This window comes from Wenxinia marina DSM 24838 (assembly GCF_000379485.1).
In the GTDB taxonomy this organism is placed as follows: domain Bacteria; phylum Pseudomonadota; class Alphaproteobacteria; order Rhodobacterales; family Rhodobacteraceae; genus Wenxinia; species Wenxinia marina.
In genome coordinates, this window is record NZ_KB902279.1 from 76,483 (window position 1) to 95,332 (window position 18,850).

Annotated in this window: 14 protein-coding genes; 5 read left to right on the forward strand and 9 right to left on the reverse strand. The window is 72.4% G+C overall.

Annotated features, from left to right (window positions below; genetic code table 11):
• The 5 genes from A37W_RS0104545 to A37W_RS0104565 all read right to left on the reverse strand — a co-directional run bounded on the left by A37W_RS0104545 (nucleotide 1) and on the right by A37W_RS0104565 (nucleotide 8,482).
• The gene (locus A37W_RS0104545; RefSeq protein ID WP_018301840.1) at nucleotides 1-1,254 is read right to left on the reverse strand and encodes a flavin monoamine oxidase family protein; all 1,254 of its coding nucleotides are present in this window, start codon (nucleotides 1,252-1,254) and stop codon (nucleotides 1-3) included.
• Between the two features lie 381 nt (nucleotides 1,255-1,635).
• Nucleotides 1,636-3,711, reverse strand: a complete 2,076-nt coding sequence (locus tag A37W_RS0104550; RefSeq protein ID WP_018301841.1) for a hypothetical protein — start codon at nucleotides 3,709-3,711, stop codon at nucleotides 1,636-1,638.
• Between the two features lie 76 nt (nucleotides 3,712-3,787).
• Complete coding sequence (locus tag A37W_RS0104555) at nucleotides 3,788-6,595, reverse strand: DUF4159 domain-containing protein (RefSeq protein ID WP_018301842.1); 2,808 nt, start codon at nucleotides 6,593-6,595, stop codon at nucleotides 3,788-3,790.
• 13 nt (nucleotides 6,596-6,608) lie between these two features.
• Nucleotides 6,609-7,481: a DUF58 domain-containing protein gene (locus tag A37W_RS0104560; protein WP_018301843.1), complete on the reverse strand. Its 873-nt coding sequence runs from the start codon at nucleotides 7,479-7,481 to the stop codon at nucleotides 6,609-6,611.
• Nucleotides 7,478-8,482 (reverse strand): AAA family ATPase, encoded by a 1,005-nt coding sequence (locus tag A37W_RS0104565; protein WP_018301844.1) that lies wholly within the window; start codon nucleotides 8,480-8,482, stop codon nucleotides 7,478-7,480. The genes A37W_RS0104560 and A37W_RS0104565 overlap by 4 nt, the downstream gene beginning before the upstream one ends.
• A 61-nt stretch (nucleotides 8,483-8,543) precedes the next feature.
• On the opposite strand from A37W_RS0104565, the gene A37W_RS0104570 reads away from it, so the two are divergent.
• Together A37W_RS0104570 and A37W_RS0104575 are read left to right on the forward strand one after the other, a co-directional pair.
• A complete protein-coding gene (locus A37W_RS0104570; protein WP_026198293.1) occupies nucleotides 8,544-9,137 on the forward strand; it encodes a DUF1285 domain-containing protein in 594 nt (197 codons plus the stop codon).
• 156 nt (nucleotides 9,138-9,293) lie between these two features.
• Nucleotides 9,294-10,040, forward strand: coding sequence for a hydroxypyruvate isomerase family protein (locus A37W_RS0104575; RefSeq protein ID WP_018301846.1), 747 nt, complete (start codon nucleotides 9,294-9,296; stop codon nucleotides 10,038-10,040).
• Nucleotides 10,041-10,352: 312 nt separating this feature from the next.
• Here the strand turns inward: A37W_RS0104575 and A37W_RS0104585 are convergent, their stop codons facing one another.
• The 3 genes from A37W_RS0104585 to A37W_RS0104595 form a co-directional block, all read right to left on the reverse strand.
• Nucleotides 10,353-11,423: a PAS domain-containing protein gene (locus A37W_RS0104585; protein WP_018301848.1), complete on the reverse strand. Its 1,071-nt coding sequence runs from the start codon at nucleotides 11,421-11,423 to the stop codon at nucleotides 10,353-10,355.
• 153 nt (nucleotides 11,424-11,576) lie between these two features.
• Nucleotides 11,577-13,673, reverse strand: a complete 2,097-nt coding sequence (locus A37W_RS0104590; RefSeq protein WP_018301849.1) for a vWA domain-containing protein — start codon at nucleotides 13,671-13,673, stop codon at nucleotides 11,577-11,579.
• Nucleotides 13,670-14,209, reverse strand: a complete 540-nt coding sequence (locus A37W_RS0104595) for an RNA polymerase sigma factor (protein ID WP_018301850.1) — start codon at nucleotides 14,207-14,209, stop codon at nucleotides 13,670-13,672. Before A37W_RS0104595 ends, A37W_RS0104590 begins: the two co-directional genes overlap by 4 nt.
• Before the next feature lie 139 nt (nucleotides 14,210-14,348).
• Between A37W_RS0104595 and A37W_RS0104600 the strand changes: the two genes are divergently transcribed.
• The 3 genes from A37W_RS0104600 to pdeM all read left to right on the forward strand — a co-directional run bounded on the left by A37W_RS0104600 (nucleotide 14,349) and on the right by pdeM (nucleotide 17,893).
• Nucleotides 14,349-14,666, forward strand: coding sequence for a hypothetical protein (locus A37W_RS0104600; protein WP_018301851.1), 318 nt, complete (start codon nucleotides 14,349-14,351; stop codon nucleotides 14,664-14,666).
• A gap of 69 nt (nucleotides 14,667-14,735) precedes the next feature.
• Nucleotides 14,736-17,141, forward strand: coding sequence for a ligase-associated DNA damage response DEXH box helicase (locus A37W_RS0104605; RefSeq protein WP_018301852.1), 2,406 nt, complete (start codon nucleotides 14,736-14,738; stop codon nucleotides 17,139-17,141).
• Between the two features lie 47 nt (nucleotides 17,142-17,188).
• Entirely contained in the window at nucleotides 17,189-17,893 is a 705-nt protein-coding gene (pdeM, locus tag A37W_RS0104610) for a ligase-associated DNA damage response endonuclease PdeM (RefSeq protein WP_018301853.1), read from the forward strand.
• A gap of 6 nt (nucleotides 17,894-17,899) precedes the next feature.
• Here pdeM and folD read toward each other — a convergent pair whose 3' ends face one another.
• On the reverse strand, nucleotides 17,900-18,790 hold the full coding sequence (folD, locus tag A37W_RS0104615) for a bifunctional methylenetetrahydrofolate dehydrogenase/methenyltetrahydrofolate cyclohydrolase FolD (RefSeq protein ID WP_018301854.1): 891 nt from the start codon (nucleotides 18,788-18,790) through the stop codon (nucleotides 17,900-17,902).
• Nucleotides 18,791-18,850 lie beyond the last annotated feature (60 nt).

An 18,850-nucleotide genomic window follows, 5' to 3' on the forward strand; every position in this document is an offset into this window, starting at 1 on the left:
CTACAGCACCACCCGCGCCGGATGGCCGAGATGGCGCATCACCTCGCCCGCCACCGCCTCGCCCGACAGGCGGGCGCCGCCGCAGGTCTGGATCAGCGGGCCCGCCAGATGCTCGCCCGAGCACCACAGCCGCTCTCCGATGGACTGCGCCAGCACGCCCCGCGCCGCCGCCTTGCCCGGCCGCGCCGCGGCATAGGCGCCGCGCACCCAGCGCTCGCCCGACCAGTTGGTCATGTGGCCCGCCGTGACCGCCTTGCGCACGCCGGAGCCAAAGATCGCCGCCAGCCGGTCGGTCGCGAAGTCCACCGCCGCCGCCTTGCCCGCCGCCTCCACCTCCCAGGCGAAGTCGCCGCCGACGAAGCCGACCATGAGGTCGGTGTCGAAGGGAAAGCACAGGAAGAACACGTCGTGCCGCGCGTGCCGCTCGATCAGCAGGTCGTCGAAGGCCTGCAGGCCGAAGCGGTCTCCTTCGATGCGCAGCGGTATCTTCGTCAGCAGCCCCATCGGCAGGTCGAACGCGGCTTCCAGATGCGCGGGCGGCAGGCGCGGGGTGAAGAGGATTTCCTCGAACGCCAGCACGCCGGGCGAGACGGTCAGTATCGCCGCCCTGCCCCGGACGCTGCCCCACTCGCCCGCGACGCGCACCCCGGTCCCCGACCAGTCCACCTCCCGCACCGGACAGCCGGTCCGCACCGGCACGTCCGCGCCCCAGCGGGCGACGAGGGCGCCGAAGCCCTCCTTGGTGAAGTAGTTCGGGTCGAGGTCGGCCGCGGCGTTGAAGTCGGCGATCGAGATCTCGTCGTCGTCCTGCGCGAAATCCATCGGCCCGCCGAACGTCGCCGCCGCCCGCAGGGCGTGGCAGGCGTGGATGACCGAGGACAGCCGGTCGTCCGGCCCGTCATGGGCGGCGATGGCGGCGGCGAGCGCCTCCTCCGCCGCCTCCATCTCGGCGATCTCGGCCTCGCTCGCCCGCCGGTCGCCGAAGTACAGGTGATCGACGCCCATGTCGTGCACGAACAGCGTCCAGTCGTGGGCGTGGGCGTCGGCGAGGAAGGGATTGCGGTCGCCCGCATGGAGCCAGGCGCAGCCGATGTCGAAGGGCATCCCGAACCAGTCCGACGTCGTCCAGGCGCGGCCACCGATCCGGTCCATCGCCTCCAGCACCTGCACAGATTTCCCTTCGGCGATCAGCCGCTTCGCCGCCGCCAGCCCCGCCGCGCCCGCGCCGATCACCACGACATCCACGTCGGTCATGTGCGTCCCCCTGAAAATCGCCTGAACCAAGGAGGCGAAGGTGCCGCAGGGGAAGCGGTCTGCCAAGGGGTCTGAGGAGTTGGAGGGAGGGCAGCGGCTGGCCGGGGTCAGACACTCCTTTCAGCGCCCCTCCGCACGACGGTGATCGTCGCGCTGGTGGTGAAGAAGCGTCTGGCCGGGGGGCGGCCACACGCGGCCCGGGCCGCTGGCGCGGCTGTTCCGGGCGCAGCGGGGCGCAAGGGTCGAGCGAGGTCCCGGCTCGGAGCCGGGACGGGAATGTCGTGTTCGAACGCGCCAACAAGGGCTTGGGAAGTTTCCAAAGCAGACCCGCCCCGGCCCTGAGCCGGGGCCCCAACCGACCGGGCGGGACGCTACCGCCCCCTACCGCCGCCCTTCCCGGATCCACGCCGCCAGGATCAGAACCGACGCCACCAGCAGCCACGCCCAGGCCGGCAGGAACGGCCTCACCGACAGGTCGGCCGTGATGTAGGCGCCCCGCGGCGTCACGCCGATCCAGCCGCGGCCGGCGGCCGGCCGGCCCTCGCGGACCTCGCGCAGGTCGAACGCCCCGTCCGACAGCGTCAGGACGCCGCCGTTCGTCGCCTCGGCCACCGGCGTCAGCAGCGCGCCGTCCGCGATCGTCTGCTCGAACTCGCGGGGGGCAGCGGGGCCGAGGGCGATGACCGTCTCCTGCTCGCCGTCGGTCAGGCGGTAGAGGCCGATCTCCGGCGCCTCCCACAGCGCCTCGAACCGGCCGGGCGAGACCTCGTCCAGCGACAGGACCGTCTCGGTGCCGTCGGGATGGGTCACCGTCACGTCCGGCGCCTCGCCCGACAGGGTCCGGCGGATGATGCGCATGGTCTGTCCCACCGGCTCCACCCACAGCGCCTCTTCCTCCAGCTCCGGCTCCTTCATCATCCAGTGCGCGAGCCGCCGCAGCAGCTCCAGCTGCGGCCCGCCGCCCTCGTAGCCGCGGTCCCAGAGCCAGGAATGGTCGGACGCGAGCAGCGCCACCCGCCCCTCGCCCACCCGGTCGAGCACCAGGAGCGGCGCGTCGTCCCGGCCGGCCATCACCGTGGTCACGTCGGGGAGCAGCTCGAGGTCCACCTGCCGGAACCAGCGGCCCCAGCCGGGGGTGCCGTCCTCGGCGGGCGGGGTCGCGGCGAGGTCGGGCAGGCCTTCGGTCACCGGATGCCGCTCGCCGATGTCGGTGAGCGTGGGGGTGAAACCCTCTTCCACCACCCGCGCCGTGGGCATCGCCGGCAGGATCGCGGACAGGGGCGAGCGGTAGATCGATTCCGCGCTCGCGAACTCCGGCCCCGCGGCGACGAGCACGGCGCCGCCGTTGCGGACATACTCGGCGATGTTCTCGAGGTAGAGCGAGGGCAGGATGCCGCGCCGCCGGTAGCGGTCGAAGATGATGAGGTCGAACTCGTCGATCTTCTCGACGAACAGCTCGCGCGTCGGGAAGGCGATCAGCGACAGCTCGTCCACGGGGACGCCGTCCTGCTTCTCCGGCGGGCGCAGGATGGTGAAGTGCACCAGATCGACGCTCGCGTCCGACTTCAGCAGGTTCCGCCAGGTCCGCTCGCCCGGATGCGGCTCGCCCGAGACGAGGAGGACGCGCAGACGATCGCGCACGCCGTTGATCTGCACGACGGCGGCGTTGTTGCGGTCGGTCAGCTCGCCCTCGATCACCGGTGTCTCGAACTGCAGGACGTTCATGCCGCCGTGGGGCAGCGTCACCGGCAGCTCGATGTCCTCGTTCAGCGGCACCCGGAACGGGATCGGGTTGCCGCCGTCGATGGCGATGGTGAGGTCAGCCATCTCGCCGGTGCCGGGCGCGGCGCCCTGGTCCTCGATCCTGAGGGTCAGGCTGACGGGTTCGTTCAGGATCGCGAAGGCCGGCGCGTTGCGCACGACGAGGCGGCGGTCCCAGTCGTCGGGCTCGCCGGTCAGCAGGACGTGGGCCGGCGCCGGCAGCGGAGGCACGCGCTGGAGGTCGTGGATGCGGCCGTCGGTGATGAGGACCACGCCGGCGAGACGGCCCTGCGGTTCCTCCGCCAGCGCCTCGGCGAGGCCGGTCATCAGGAGCGTGCCGCCGTCGCCCTCCGCATCGCCGACGCGGACGACGCGCAGCTCGGCCGCGTCCATTGCGGCGACCTCGGCCTCCAGCCGCGCCAGCGCCGCCTCGGCCTGGTCGGGGCGGCCGGCAATGCGCTGGCTCGCGCTCTCGTCCACCACGGCGACGACGATGTTCGTCAGCGGCTCGCGGTCCTCCTGCTGCCAGGCGGGATTGGCGACGGCTAGGATCAGCGCGACGAGCGCGATGCCCCGCAGCCACCAGCCGGACAGGCGGCGCCACGCGGCGAACGCCACGAACAGCAGCGACGCGCCGGTCAGGACCCAGACTGCCAGCCACGGCAGCAGCGGATCGAAGATCACGCTGCCGCTCATGTCGAGGCCCCGATTTCCGCGCGGAAATCGTGCACGGAAACCGCGCGGTTTCCGTGGTCAGGCGTCCCCCGCCCGCTCACTGCCCCAGCCTTTCCAGCAGCGCCGGCACGTGGACCTGGTCGCTTTTGTAGTTGCCGGTCAGCACGTGCATGATGAGGTTCACGCCGAACCGGTAGGCCATCTCGCGCTGCCGCTCTCCCGCCATGCCGCGCCCCACCGGGAACAGCCACTGCCCCGACTCGTCCACCGCCCAGGCCGCGGCCCAGTCGTTGCCGCCGATGACCACCGGCGTCACTCCGTCGTTGAGCTCGCGGAACGGCATCCCTTCGGCCAGCGCGGCGTCGGCGGGCGCCGATTCGACCCAGATGTCGCGGCTGTTGAAACGGCCGGGAAAGGCCTGCAGCAGGTAGAAGGTGCGGGTCAGGACGTGATCCTCGGGCAGGGGCTCGATCGGGGGGATGTCCAGCGGCCGGGCCAGCGCCTGAAGGTGCCGCCCCTCGGGCGTGGACGAGCCGAAGCCGCCGAGGTCGGCGTCCCGCGTGTCGAACAGGATCATCCCGCCGCCGCGGAGGTAGCGGTTCAGGCGCTGGTAGGCCTCGCGGCTGGGGATCGGCTGATCCGCGGTGACCGGCCAGTAGAGGAAGGGGAAGAAGGCCAGCTCGTCGCGCTCGAGGTCGATGCCCATCGGCTCCGCCGGCTCGATCGACGTCCGGGCGTAGAGGACCCGGCCGAGGCCGCGCAGGCCCGCCTCGGCGGTCGCGTCCACCTCCGGATCGCCCGTCAGGACGTGGGCGAGGACGACGTTGCTCGTCGCCTCGATGGCGAAGGCGTCGAGGTCGGCGCTTGCCGTTTCAGAGTCCGGCGCCGCGGGCGCCTCGCCCTGCGCCCGCGCCGGCCCCGCCGGGGCCAGCATCAGCGCCAGCAGCACGACCGCCGCGCCGCCCGCCGCCCGCGGCCCGCGCAGGCGGCCCGACAGTGCCAGCGAGGCGAGGACGTCCAGCATCAGCAGCGCCGCGGCGCCGACCAGTAGCCAGCCCTTCAGTGGCAGCTCGCGCACCACCGCCAGCCCCTCGACCGCGATCCGCGCCGGCCAGGACGCCGGGCCCAGCGTCGCCTCGGGGCCGAGGACGTTGACCGCGATCCGCCGCTCCTCGCCGGCATAGAGGCCGGGCGGCAGGTCCGGCCCCGGCTCCGGTTCGGCCAGCAGCGCGCCGTCGATGCCGGGCATCGTGTCGGCGTCGAACAGGCGGCCGTAGGCGTCGAGCAGCTCCTCCGGCGTCCAGACGGTGCCCTCCAGGTCCTCCGCCGAGGGCCGGGCGCCGCGGGTCGAGATCGCCAGACGCTCCAGCATCTGCACGAAGAGGCCGGACAGCGGCAGGGTCGACCACTCGGCGTTGGCGGTGACGTGGAACAGGACGATCTGCCCCTCGCCCGCCGCCTCGCGGGTGACGAGGGGGGTGCCGTCGGTCAACTGCGCGATCACCCGCGCGGCGAGCGTCGGGTCGGGCTGCGCCATCACCTGCGCCGTCACCTCGACGTCGTCCGGGATGGGCAGGCCGAAGAACGGGCTCTCCTCCGGGAACGGGGCGAGCGTCTTGGGCTCCCCCCAGCTCATCGCGCCGCCGACGGAGCGGCCGCCGGCCCGCAGGCGCACGGGCATCAGCGGGTCTTCGGCCTCGCGGCCGACGTCGGACGAGGCGAGGCGCGGCCCGGCGAAACGGACGAGCAGGCCGCCCCCTTCGACCCACTCGCGCACCGCCTGCGCCTCGCCATCGGCGAGCTGGGCGACGTCGGCGAGGATGATCGCATCCGGATTGGCGGGCAGGATGTCGGTCAGCGGCCCCTCAATCAGGTCGGCCGTCGGCGCCAGCGCCTCGCGCAGGTAGTAGAGCGGCGACAAGAGCTCCAGCCCCTCGCGGTCCGAGCCGCCGTCGATCAGCGCGATCTCGCGCCGGCGCAGGCTGTCGTCGGCGAGCGTCACGGCGCCGGCGGAGCGCTGGCCGACGATCTCGAACCGGGTCACGCGGTTGCGCAGCTCGGGCGGCAGGTCGAAGGCAGCGTTCGCCACCGGCTCGCCGGGGGCGAAGTCGGCGGCCGCGGTCTCCAGCTGGCGCTCTATCCCGGCGGGGTCGAGGCCGAGGGCCGCGACCGTCACCTGCGCCTCGGGGCCGACCGGCGTGCGGATGACCGGCAGGTCTACCGTGCCCTCCTCGTGCAGCGCGGGCCGCAGGCCGAACGTGGTGCGCGGCGACTGGAAGACCCGGACGGCGCCGTGATCCTCGAACGCGGCGAGCAGCGCCTCGCGGCTGTCCCGCTCCAGCCCGTCGGACAGCCAGATCGTGTCGAAGTCGCCCTCCAGCGCCTCGGCCCACGCGGTGGCCGCGTCGCCGGGCGCCCACGGCGCGGGTTCGAGCCCCGCCAGCGTCTGCTGGGCGGCGCGGGCGTCGGTGAAGACCGGCGGCCCGGACGGCGGCTCCGTCAGGATCGCGACCGCGGCCGGCCGGCCGTCGGCGGCGGCCTCGTCCAGCAGCGTGGCGATCCGCTCGCGGCGGGAGGTCCAGTCGCGGGCATCGGCCCAGCTGCCGTCGGCGACGATCAGCACCGGCCCGGTGCCGCCGGCATCGGCGCGGGGGTTCAGGATCGGCCCGGCGAAGGCGAGGATGACCAGCGCGACGGCCAGCATCCGCAGGAGCAGCAGCCACCAGGGCGTGCGGTCCGACTGGCTGTCCTCGTCGCGGAGGCCGAGGAGCAGCGCGACGCCGGGAAACCGCCGCCGGATCGGCGCCGGCGGGACCGCGCGCAGGATCAGCCACAGGATCGGCAGCGCCGCGAGGCCGAGCAGCAGCCACGGCGCGGTTAAGCCCAGGGGGCCGAGCGTCAGCATGGGCGCGCCCCGCTCACCGCCGCCGCTCCAGCGCGTTGTAGATCCACAGAAGCGCCGACGCCGCGCTCTGGTCCGTGTGGTGCACCAGGACCTGCCAGCCTGTCACGCGGCCCAGCACCGTCATCCGGTCCTTCCGCTCGGCCAGCCGCTCCAGGTAGCGGCCCCGCAGGTCGCCCGCCTTCAGCGTCTCGTGCCGGATCGTGCCGCCCATCGATTCGAAGATCGTCCGCCCGTCGAAGGGGAACGCCTCCTCTGCCGGGTCGAGGACCATGACCAAAGCGCCCCGCACCTCGCGGTCGGCGGCGCGGCCCAGCGCCTCCTCCACCGGCTCTGGCGGGCCGAGGAAATCCGACAGGAACAGCGCGCGCGAGTGGGCCGGCGCGCTGCGGGTCTCGGGGACGCCGTATTCCCCCTCCCCCGCTTCGGCCAGCAGCGCGGCCATCCGCGCCACCTGCGCCTCGCCACGCCGCGGCGCCAGCTCGGGCCAGGCCAGCCCGACGCGCTCGCCCGCACGGCTCATCAGGATCGCGGCGGCCAGCGCCAGCGTCCGCGCGCGCGTCGCCTTGGTCGGCAGGTCCTTGCGGCTGGCGAAGTCCATCGACGCCGCGCCATCGGCCCAGACCATGACGGACTGCGCGATCTGCCATTCCTTGTCCTGCACGAAGGTCGTGTCGGACCGGGCCGAGCGGCGCCAGTCGATGGCGCGCGTCTCGTCGTGGTCCATCGCCGGGCGGTACTGCCAGAACGTATCGCCGAGGCCTGCCCGCCGCCGCCCGTGCTCGCCCAGGAGGACGGCCGCCGCCAGATGCTCGGCCTCGGCCAGCAGCGGCGGCAGCGGCGCGGCGAGCGTCTCGGCGCCGGCGCGAAGGGCGAGCGGGTCGCTCACGCGGCGGCCCTTGCCCTCGTCACCTCGCCCGCGATGCGATCGATCAGCTGCGGCAGGCTCTCGCCCCGCGCCCGCGCCGCAAAGGACAGCGCCATCCGATGCTGCAGGACCGGCCCGGCCAGCCGGAACACGTCCTCGGGCGACGGCGACAGCCGGCCCGAGATCAGCGCCTCGGCCCGGACGGTCAGCATCAGCGCCTGCGCCGCCCGCGGCCCCGGCCCCCAGCTGACGCTCTCGCGGACGTAGGCCGGCGCGGTCGGGTCGGACGGGCGGCAGGCGCGCACGAGGTCGAGGATCATCTCGACGATGGTGTCGCCGACCGGCATCCGCCGCAGCACCTGCTGAGCCTCGATCAGCTCGGCCCCGGTGAACACCGCCTCGGACCGTGCGTCCTCGGTGCCCGTCGTGGAAAGAAGGATGTCCCGCTCGGTCCCGCGCTCGGGGTACGGCACGTCGATCTGCACGAGGAAGCGGTCAAGCTGCGCCTCGGGCAGCGGATAGGTCCCCTCCTGCTCGATCGGGTTCTGGGTGGCGAGGACGTGGAACGGCGCGCCGAGGGGCCGGTGCTGCCCGGCGATCGTCACCTCGCGCTCCTGCATCGCCTGCAGGAGGGCCGACTGGGTGCGCGGGCTGGCGCGGTTGATCTCGTCCGCCATCAGGAGCTGGCAGAAGATCGGCCCCTCGATGAAGCGGAACGCGCGCGAGCCGTCGGCGGAGGTCTCGAGCACTTCGCTGCCAAGGATATCGGCCGGCATCAGGTCCGGCGTGAACTGGATTCGGTTCGCCGCCAGCCCCATCACGGTGCCGAGCGTGTCCACGAGTCGCGTCTTGCCGAGACCCGGCAGGCCGATCAGCAGGGCGTGCCCGCCCGAGACCAGCGCGGCCAGCGTCAGGTCGACCACCCGGTCCTGCCCGATGAAGCGCCGCGCGATGGACGCGCGGGCGGCGCTCAGCCTGTCGCCGAGCCCCTCGATGGACGCGACCAGATCGGCGTCGGACATGACACGGCTCCCGTTCCTGCTACCCTTGCGACGAGAGAAACAGATACAGACGCCCGCCACCATGGCAAAGACACCAAGCCGTGAGACATCCGCGACCACGGGCGCGACCGCCGACGGGATCGCCGCCGCCGCCCGAAAGGCAGGCCGCCGCGGCCCGCCGCCGGTGCACCTGTGGGATCCGCCCTTCTGCGGCGATCTGGACATGCGCATCGCGCGGGACGGCACCTGGTGCTACCTCGGCACGCCGATCGGGCGCGAAGGGCTGGTGCGGCTCTTCTCGTCGATCATCCGCAAGGACGGGGACGATTACTTCCTCGTGACCCCGGTTGAGAAGGTCGGGATCCAGGTGGAGGATGCGCCGTTCGTCGCGGTCGACTTCGAGCCGGTCCCGGACGGTCTGCAGTTCATGACGAACGTCGGCGACCGCGTGGTGGCAGGGCCGGACCACCCGATCCGCGTCGTGCGCGACGCGGCGACGGGGGAGCCCAGCCCCTACGTCCTGGTCCGCCACAACCTCGAGGCGCTGATCGACCGCAAGAGCTTCTACCGGCTGGTGGACCTCGGCGAGGTGCGACCCCATGACGGGGCCGACTGGTTCGGCGTGGTCTCGGGCGGAGTGTTCTTCCCGATCATCCCGGCGGACGAGCTGCCCTGATCCGTCCTGCACGGACTGCCGCTTTTCTCGCCGAACGTCGCCCTGCGCGAGGCACCGTCGCAGGACTTCGCCCACCTGCCGAGAGGCGAGGGCTGCGGCGGTTGCACCGCCGCGCGCGCCGCGGCAGGAATTGCGCCGCGTCTGGTGCGAGTTCCCATGAAGTTTGCTGCGAATCTGACCACCCTCTTCACCGAAACGCCCTTGCTCGAGCGGCCCGCGGCGGCGGCCGGGGCGGGGTTCGCGGGGGTGGAAATGCATGATCCCTACGGGGTGGCGGTGCAGGACCTGCGCGACCGGCTGGTCTGGGCCGGTCTGCCGGTCTGCCTCTTCAACGCGCCGCCGCCGAACTACACCGGGGGCGAGCGGGGCTGGGCCGCCGTTCCCGGTCTCGAGACGCGGTTCCGGCGCGATCTCGACCGCGCGCTGCGCGTCGCGCAGGTCCTGAAGTGCCCGCGCCTGCACCTGATGTGCGGCGCGGCGGAGGGCCCCGAGGCGCGGGCGACGCTGGTGCGAAACCTGCGCCACGCCGCTACCTCCGGGCGGGGCACGGCCTTCACGATCGAGGTCATCAATCGAACCGACCGCCCCGGCTGGTTCCTTGCCGACTTCGACCTCGCCCTCGACATCCTGGTCGAGGTCGGCGCACCGAATGTCGGGCTGCAGTTCGACACCTGGCATGCGCAGCGCATCACCGGCGACCTCGCCGCCACGTGGGAGAAGGTGCGTCCCGTCGCCACCCACGTGCAGATCGGCGCCACGACCGACCGGGGCGAGCCGGACGCGCCGGTGCTCGACTTCCTCCATGCCCTCGGCGCCGAGGGGTGGGACGGATGGGTCGGGGCGGAATACACGCCGCGCGGCGCGACCCGCGACGGCCTCGGCTGGATGAGCGGGTTCCACTGACGCATGCTGACATCACCCTGTCAGCGGGGGTGTGCGACGGTCTCTCATCGCCAGCCAAGGAGACGCGACATGGCCGCCTTCACCGCCGTCTGGACCGAGATCCCGGTCACCGACCTCGACGCCGCCGCCCGCTTCCACGAAGAGGTGTCATCTCGGCCTCGCGCTGCTGCAGGTAGGTGATCGCCTGGTCGCGGGTCTCCTGCATTCACCGCAGCGTTGGAGCGCCCGACCGCGCCCAGACGCTGCTCCGGGCCAAGAGGGACCGGACGTTGCGGGACTATTACGAGTGCGAGGGACGGCTCTGACGCGCGGTCAGGTCGCTTCGAAATCGACCGTCACGATGGTCCCGCGCAGCGCCCGGTTCACGTCGAGCGTGGCGCCCAGCGTCTTGGTCAGCGCGACGATGATGCTTCCGCCGACGCCCGAATGGGACTTGTCGCCCGTCGTGTCCAGCTCGCCGTCCTCGTGCTCCGCCCGCTCGCGCTGGCCCTCGACGCTCATCGATTCGTAGGGCCAGTTGCTGTCCTCGGGCAGGCCGACGCCGTCGTCCTCGACCGACAGGCGCACCCCCCCGCCGGTCAGCTTTTCGAACCGGACGCGGATGAAACCGCTCTCCCGTCCCTCGAAGGCATGTTCCAGCGCGTTGGTCAGCAGCTCCGACAGGAGCAGGCCGAGGCGGGCGGCCTTGTCGACGGGGAGGTCGATCTCCTCGCAATCGACGTTGACGCGGATCGCGCTGCGCCCCTCCAGTCCCGCGATGGCCGAGGCGATGCGGCTGAGATAGGCGCCGGTGTGGATCGTCTCCCCCGCCTGCGATGTGGAACTGGTGGCGAACAGCTCCTCGTACAGCAGGCTCAGCGCCTCCACCCGCCGGCCGACCGCCCGCAGGGACTCGGGCGTGACCTTCCGGGTCGCCTGGATGCGGATCATGCTGACGACCATCGACAGGTGGTTCTTCACCCGGTGCTGCAGCTCGCGCAGCAGGTCCAGCGACTGCCGGTCCTGCCCCGTGTCGTCGTCGATCAGACGCTGCACACCGAAGTGGGTGGTCACCTCGCCCGCGTCGTCGGTGATCGGCGAGATCAGGAGCTGGTTGCGGAACGCCGTCCCGTCGGCCTTGTGGTTGGTGATCTCGACCTGGAACTCCTCGCCCGTGCCGAGCTTGCGGCGGATGTCCTCCACCGCCTCGCGCTCGGTCCTCTCGCCCTGCAGGAAGCGGCAGTTCCGCCCGATGGCGAATTCGCGACTGTAGAGCGTGATGCGCTGGAAGCCGTCGTTCACGAAGGTGATGGGATTGTCCTCGGCCCGGGCGTCGGTGATCACGATCCCCAGTTGCGCGCAAGAGGCGCTTCGCGCCGCCTGGCTGGCCTGCTCTTCGTCCATCTCCGGTCTCCTCGCCCCGCGCGAAATGGAGGGGAAATTATGCCGTTGACGCATGAAAGAGCAACCTTGCGGTTCATCCGGAAACGTACAGACGTCGCTGCCGCAGGGGTAAGTCAGCGGCAGCTCTGGCGCGGCGGTGGCGAACGCGGCCGGCTAACGGGTCAGCGACTGCGCCAGGCGCATCAGCTGCACCGCCTCGGTGCGGTAGCCGAACGGGTCCTCGCCCCGGTTCGCGTTGGCCAGCGCGATGGCCTCGTCGTAGCCCCAGTCGCCCAGGTAGTCCGACCCGCGCAGCAGCTGGCCGAAGCCGGCGATGGCGGCGGCGAAGGCGGCCTCGGTGTCGGGCGCGGTCACGGCCTCTCCGATCGGCGTCTCCATAAGGCGGCTGACGTCCTCGCCCGGCGCCTTCCAGCGCAGCCGCAGGAAGCCGAGCTCGCCCTCGGCCCCCGCGACCTGCTCGGGCTGGTAGCGCAAGGGGTCGGACAGCCGGGCCGGCGAGCCGACCGGCGTCACTTCGTAGAGCGCCGTCACCGAGTGCCCCGCCCCCAACTCGCCCGCGTCCACCGCGTCGTTGTTGAAGTCCTCGCGCCGCAGCGCCCGGGTCTCGTAGCCGATCAGCCGGTACTCCGCGACCTCGGCCGGGTTCCACTCCACCTGCACCTTCACGTCGCCGGCGATCGGGAACAGCGCGCCGGTCAGCTGGTCCACCAGCACCTTCTGCGCCTCGTTCAGCGTGTCGATGTAGGCGGCCGTGCCGTTGCCGTTCTGCGCCAGCGCCTGCATCACGGCGTCGTCAAGGTTGCCGCGCCCGAAGCCGAGGACGCTGAGGTACGTGCCGCTGTCCCGCTGCCGCTCCACGTACTCCGTCAGGCCGCCCGGCTCGCTGACGCCGACGTTGAAGTCGCCGTCGGTGGCCAGGATCACGCGGGAGACCTCGCCCTCCGCCGCCATCTCCTCCGCCACCCGGTAGGCCTGCTCCAGCCCGCCCTGCCCGTTGGTGGAGCCGCCCGCCGCCAGCCGGTCGAGCGCGGCGAGGATCGTGGAACGTTCGCCCGCCGGCGTCGCCGGCAGCGCCAGGCCTGCCGAGCCGGCGTAGGTCACGATCGCCACCTCGTCCTCGGGGCGCAGGTTGTCCAGCATCAGACGGAAGGACTGCTTCAAGAGCGGCAGCTTGGACGGATCCTCCATCGAGCCGGACGTGTCGATCAGGAACACCAGGTTCAGCGGCGGCCGCTCGGCGACGGCCGGCATCTCGCCCTGCAGGCCGATGCGGACGAGCTGCGTGTCGGTGTTCCACGGCGTCTCGAACACGGTCACCGTGGGGCGGAAGGGCGTGTCCGCGTCCGCGTCCGGCGCGGGGTAGTCGTAGGGGAAGTAGTTCACCATCTCCTCGACCCGCACCGCGTCGCGCGGCGGCAGCTGGCCCCTCGTCAGCGAGTTGCGGACGATCGCCCAGGACGCCGTGTCGACGTCGATGGAGAAGGTCGAGACCGGCTCCTCCACCGTGATCTTCACCGGGTTCGGCGCCTCGTTCGCGAAAGGTTCGGTGTCGGGCCGGGGCGGCGGCGCCATCTCGGGCGCCGGCGCGACGAGGCCCGCCACTGCGTCGCCATCGGCCTGCGGGGCGGTGGTCATCGCCGCGCCGCCGGGGGGCGCGACGCGCTGCATCACCTGCGGCGCGGGCGCGACGGCCGGCGGCGGCGGGGCGACGTCGGCGAGGCTCTCCTCGGCCGCCTCCGCCTCGGGCATCCGACCTCGGGGGGCGGCCTCCGGCGCGGCCTCGTCGGCCGGCGACGGCTCCATCGCAACGACCGGCGCGTCGGCCGCATCGTCCGCTTCAGCGTGCGTCTGCGTCTGCGTCTGCGCCTCCGGCGCCGGCGGCGCGGCGGGATCGGGCTGCAGCACCAACTCCGGCGTCTGGGGCCCGCCCAGCACCCCGGGCGCCGGGCGCCACAGGTCCTGCCCGGCGGGCGTCAGCAGCAGCCCGCAGGCGACGAGGGCGGTGGTGGCGGTCAGCCTGCCCCGGGTGGTGATCGCGTTCAGCATCCGTCTCACTCCTGGCCAGGCCCCCGCGTTCGGGGCCTCGGCGGTGAGACGGGAGGGATCCCGCGATCCTTGGAGCCGGTCGAAATTCTCCTGCGCCAGCCGCAGATGCGCGGCCCGCACGGCCGGGTCGGGCCGCGGCGTCGCGTCCGCGACGGCATCCTTCAGCGCGTCCAGATCGAAGTCGTCGTCACCCGGAGGGCTCATGCCTGCTCCTCCTCCTTCATCCGCTTCAGGCGCTTCTTCGCCTCGGACACGCGCCAGCTGACCGTGCCCTCGCTGATCCCCAGCACCTCGCCCGCCTCGGCGTGGGTGAGGTCGTCCAGGATCAGCGCCAGCGTGTCGCGCAGGTCGTCCGGCAGGCGCCCCAGCGCCGCCATCAGCCAGTCGGTCCGCGCCGCCGCCTCGTCGTTGCCGGCGCGCCGGTTCAGCTCCCAGTCGCCCCAGCCCTCGGCGGCCTTCGCGTGGACCGTCCGGCGCCGCCGCCGGTCGTGCGCGGCGTTCACCATCACCCGCCACAGCCATGTGGTGACCTTCGCCGCCCCGCGGAAGGAGGCGAGCTTGGCCGGCAGCGCGGCGCAGACGTCCTGCGTGAGATCCTCGGCCTCGGCCCGGCTGCCGGTCAGCCGGAAGGCCAGCCGGAACAGGCGGTCGTAATGCCGCTCCAGCAGCGCGGCGAAGGCCGCGCGGTCCCCGCCGGCCGCCGCTCTGGCGAGGCTTTCGTCCGTGGTGTCCATCAGCATCACGGTTGGTGGGACGCCGGCCAGCCGTCAATCCTTGGCCACAAGCGCAAGAATTTGCATCCGGCCGATGTCGATTGCGCTTGAAAGGCCGGTCCCGCCGAATACAACTTATAGTTGTGTCACCCGCGGATGCCTCACCATGAAACACGCCGCCGCCCTTCTCGCCGTACTCGCCGTCATCATCCTGTCCGTGACGTTCTACGCCCGCGGCTATCCCGGTGCCCTCGGCCTCGGCCTGATCGCAATCGGCGCAGCGGCAATCTTCGCCGGCCTGAACACGCCGATGCGCGACGAAGAGGACGTCGCGGAAGAGGAGGTGCGCCCGATCCGCGCGATGGCGCGGTTCGACGGGAACGCCGCCCCCCGCCGCGCCCGTATGCGCCGGCTGGACATGATGTCCCGCCGCCGCGCCGCGCAGGAGCGGGCCCGCGGCCAGCCCCGGCGCGAGAGCGCCTGACACGTCCCTCCCGGCCGACGCTGCGGAACAAAGCTTGAACCTGCGCCGGCGCGTGGCATCTTCGCGCCCATGAGCGCCCTGCCCCCACGCTTCGCCGACTGGTTCGCCTCGAAGGGCTGGACGATCCACCCGCACCAGGCCGACATGCTGGCGCGCGCGGACGCGCCGTCGCTGATGCTGATCGCGCCGACCGGCGGCGGCAAGACGCTGGCCGGGTTCCTGCCGACGCTGGCCGAACTTGCGGACGGCGGTCACGAGGGGCTGCACACCCTCTACGTCTCGCCCCTGAAGGCGCTGGCCGCCGACATTCGCCGCAACCTGCGCACCCCGGTGGAGGAGATGGGCCTGCCGATCCGGATCGAGGACCGGACCGGCGACACCTCCGCCCACGCCAAGAGACGCCAGCGCGCCGACCCGCCGCACATCCTGCTGACCACGCCCGAGAGCCTGGCCCTCCTCATCAGCTACGAGGACGCGCCGCGGATGTTCGCCGGCCTGCAGCGCGTCATCGTCGACGAGATCCACGCCCTGGCCGAGAGCAAGCGGGGCGACCAGCTGATGCTGGCCCTGTCCCGGCTGGAGGCGCTGGCGCCGGGCCTGCGCCGCGTCGGCCTGTCCGCCACGGTCGAGGACCCCGCCGGCCTCGCCGCGCAGCTGGCGAAGGCGCCGGACCCGTGCGAGATCCTCTACGCCGACCCCGGCCCGCCGCCCGACATCTCGATGCTGGTCACGGAGGAGCGGCCGCCCTGGGCCGGCGGCGGTGCCGCCTACGCCATCCCCGCCGTGCTGGAGGAGGTGAAGCGCCACACCACGACGCTGATCTTCCACAACACCCGCGCCCAGGCCGAGATCTTCTTCCACCGCCTGTGGCTGGAGAACGAGGACGCGCTGCCCATCGGCATCCACCACGGCAGCCTCTCCCGCGTCGCCCGCGACCGGGTGGAGGCGGCGATGCTGGCGGGCGAGCTGCGCGCCATCGTCTGCACCGGCACGCTCGACCTCGGGATCGACTGGGGCGACGTGGATCTGGTGATCCAGATCGGCGCGCCGAAGAACGTCAAGAAGCTCGTCCAGCGCATCGGCCGCGCCAACCACCGCTACAACGCCCCGTCCAAGGCGCTGATCGTGCCCGCCAACCGCTTCGAGGTGATCGAGTGCGTCGCCGCGCTGGAGGCCGCGCGCGCGGGCGAGCTCGACGGCGAGCCACGGGGCCGCGGGCCGCAGGACGTCCTCTGCCAGCACATCCTGATCCGCGCCTGCGCCGGGCCGTTCCTTGCCGACGACCTCTATGCCGAGGTCCGCACCGCCGGCGCTTACGCCGACCTGACCCGGGCCGAGTTCGACGACTGTCTCGCCTTCGTCGCCACCGGCGGCTACGCGCTGCGCGCCTACGACCGCTGGCAGCGGCTGAAGCAGGGGCCGGACGGGACGTGGTCCCTCCGCGACCCCCGCGCGACCACGCGCATCCGCATGAACCTCGGCACGATCATCGACTACGACAACGTCGACGTGCGGATGCGCGGCTCGCGCCAGATGCTGGGCGAGATCGAGGAAGGCTTCGCCGCCACACTGCATCCCGGCGAGACGTTCCTGATCGGTGGCCAGGTCGTCCGCTACGAGGGCCTGAAGGAGATGATCGTCGAGGTCTCGCGCCGCGCCGACAAGGAGCCGCGGGTCGCGACCTACGGCGGCACCAAGTTCTCGACCACGACCGAGCTGCAGCACCGCATCCTCGCCCTCATCAATTCGGACGACTGGTCGGATCTGCCCGAGCACGTCCGCGACTGGCTGTGGCTGCAGCAGGACCGCAGCCAGATGCCGCAGGCCGACCGCATCCTGGTTGAGAGCTTCCCGTTCGAGGGGCGCGCCCACACCTGCCTGCATACCTTCGCCGGCCGCAACGCGCAGCAGACGCTGGGCCTCCTTTTGACTCACCGGATGGAGCAGGCGGGGCTGCATCCCTTGGGTTTTGTCGCGACGGACTACGCGACGCTGATCTGGGGGCTGGACGAGGTGACGGACCCCGCGCCGCTGCTGTCGCGGGAGGATCTGACGGACGGGCTGGAGACCTGGCTGTCGGGCAACGCGGTGATGAAGCGGACCTTCCGGAACGTCGGCATCATCGCCGGCCTGATCGAGCGCAACCTGCCGCAGTTGAAGAAATCAGGCCGGCAGGCCACGTTCTCCTCGGATATCCTCTACGACACGTTGCACAAATACGACCCCGACCATCTCCTCCTGCGGATCACCCGGGACGAGGCGCTGCGCGGTCTCGTCTCCTTTGGCCGGATCGAGGAGATGCTGGGCCGCACCGCCGGGCGGGTGGATCACGTGCGGCTCGAGGGGCCGTCCCCGCTCGCCGCGCCGATGCTGCTGGAGCGGGGGCGCGTGCCGATCGAGGGCGCCGGCAGGCAACGGCTGATGGAGGTCGAGGCGGACCGCCTGCTGCGCGAGTCCGGCCTCGGCGCGCTATAGGCGCAGGACCCTTGCCCTCCCCGGCCCTCCCGGCCTAGGAACGCAGCATGAACACGCTCGACTTCCCCTTCGCCGGCCGCACCCTCACGGCACTTCCCTCCGGGGCGCTGTGGGACCGGGCGGCGGGATGGCTCTGCGTGTCGGACCTGCACCTCGGCAAGTCCGACCGCGTCGCGCGGCGGCTGGGGCTGATGCTGCCGCCTTACGAGGTGGCCGAGACGCTGGACCGCCTCGCCGCCGACCTCGCCGCCACGGACGCCCGCACGCTGATCTGCCTCGGCGATTCCTTCGACGACCTCGCCGCGGCCGAGGCGCTGGACGAGACGGATCGCCTCCGCCTCCTCGGCCTGCAGGCCGGGCGGCGCTGGATCTGGATCGAGGGCAACCACGATCCGGGGCCGTCCGGTCTCTCGGGAGAGCACCGGGCGGAGCTGTCGGTGGATGGCCTGACCTTCCGCCACATCGCGACGCCCGCCGCCGGCCCGGAAGTCTCCGGCCACTACCACCCCAAGCACCGCGTCGGTCCCGAAAGCCGCCCCGCCTTCCTGTTCGACGCCGACCGGCTGATCCTGCCGGCCTACGGCACCTATACGGGGGGCCTGCGCGCCACCTGTGCCGAGCTGTCGGCCCTCTTCCCCGGCCCCAGCTTCGCGATCCTGACCGGCCCGCGCCCCGTGCTGGTGCCGGTCACCGCCGGCACCGCCCGCCGGCAGCACCCGCCCCGGGTCCGGCCGCTCCGCCGGGCGGGCTAGCGCGGACTAGGCGGTCAGCCCCTCGGGCTCCGGCAGGCCGTTCGACCGGCAGCACGCGGTCAGCGTATTCGCCAGCAGGCACGCGATCGTCATCGGCCCGACCCCGCCCGGCACCGGCGTGATCGCGCCCGCCACCTCGGCGCAGGAGGCGTAGTCGACGTCGCCGACCAGGACGTTCTTTCCGTCCCGCTCCACCCGGTTGATGCCGACGTCGATCACCGTCGCGCCCGGCTTGATCCAGTCGCCCGGCACCATCTCGGCCCGGCCGACCGCCGCCACCACGAGGTCCGCCCGCCGCACCACGTCGGCGAGGTCCTTCGTCCGCGAATGTGCCACCGTCACCGTGCAGCTGTCGCCGAGCAGCAGCTGCGCCATCGGCTTGCCGACGATGTTCGACCGCCCGATCACCACCGCGTCCATCCCCGACAAGGAGCCGTGCAGGTCGCGCAGCAGCATCAGGCATCCGAGCGGCGTGCAGGGCACCATCGCCTTCTGCCCCGTCGCCAGACGGCCGACGTTGAAGATGTGAAAGCCGTCCACGTCCTTGTCCGGGTCGATCGCTGTGATGACGTTCGATTCCGACATGTGCTTGGGTAGCGGCAGCTGCACCAGGATGCCGTGCACGGCCGGATCGGCGTTCAGCCGGCCCACCAGCTCCAGCAGCTCCGCCTCGGAGACCGAGGCGTCCAGCCGATGCTCGAACGAGGCCATCCCGACCTCCTTCGTCATCTTGCCTTTGGAGCGGACATAGACCTGGCTCGCCGGGTCCTCGCCGACCAGCACGACCGCCAGCCCCGGCACGATCCCGTGCTCCTCCTTCAGCCGCGCCACGTGCTCCGCCACGCGCCCGCGCACGTCCGCCGCGAAGGCCTTGCCGTCGATCACCCGAGCGCCCATCGCCCTGCCCCTCTCATGTTGCCTGAAATATCCCCGCCGGAGGCAGCCGGCGCCCGTGGC

Coding starts and splice junctions, on each gene's coding strand:
- A37W_RS0104545 (WP_018301840.1), bottom strand. CDS start 1,254: ATGACCGACGTGGATGTCGTGGTGATCGGCGCGGGCGCGGCGGGGCTG.
- A37W_RS0104550 (WP_018301841.1), bottom strand. CDS start 3,711: ATGAGCGGCAGCGTGATCTTCGATCCGCTGCTGCCGTGGCTGGCAGTC.
- A37W_RS0104555 (WP_018301842.1), bottom strand. CDS start 6,595: ATGCTGACGCTCGGCCCCCTGGGCTTAACCGCGCCGTGGCTGCTGCTC.
- A37W_RS0104565 (WP_018301844.1), bottom strand. CDS start 8,482: ATGTCCGACGCCGATCTGGTCGCGTCCATCGAGGGGCTCGGCGACAGG.
- A37W_RS0104570 (WP_026198293.1), top strand. CDS start 8,544: ATGGCAAAGACACCAAGCCGTGAGACATCCGCGACCACGGGCGCGACC.
- A37W_RS0104575 (WP_018301846.1), top strand. CDS start 9,294: ATGAAGTTTGCTGCGAATCTGACCACCCTCTTCACCGAAACGCCCTTG.
- A37W_RS0104585 (WP_018301848.1), bottom strand. CDS start 11,423: ATGGACGAAGAGCAGGCCAGCCAGGCGGCGCGAAGCGCCTCTTGCGCG.
- A37W_RS0104590 (WP_018301849.1), bottom strand. CDS start 13,673: ATGAGCCCTCCGGGTGACGACGACTTCGATCTGGACGCGCTGAAGGAT.
- A37W_RS0104595 (WP_018301850.1), bottom strand. CDS start 14,209: ATGCTGATGGACACCACGGACGAAAGCCTCGCCAGAGCGGCGGCCGGC.
- A37W_RS0104600 (WP_018301851.1), top strand. CDS start 14,349: ATGAAACACGCCGCCGCCCTTCTCGCCGTACTCGCCGTCATCATCCTG.
- A37W_RS0104605 (WP_018301852.1), top strand. CDS start 14,736: ATGAGCGCCCTGCCCCCACGCTTCGCCGACTGGTTCGCCTCGAAGGGC.
- pdeM (WP_018301853.1), top strand. CDS start 17,189: ATGAACACGCTCGACTTCCCCTTCGCCGGCCGCACCCTCACGGCACTT.
- folD (WP_018301854.1), bottom strand. CDS start 18,790: ATGGGCGCTCGGGTGATCGACGGCAAGGCCTTCGCGGCGGACGTGCGC.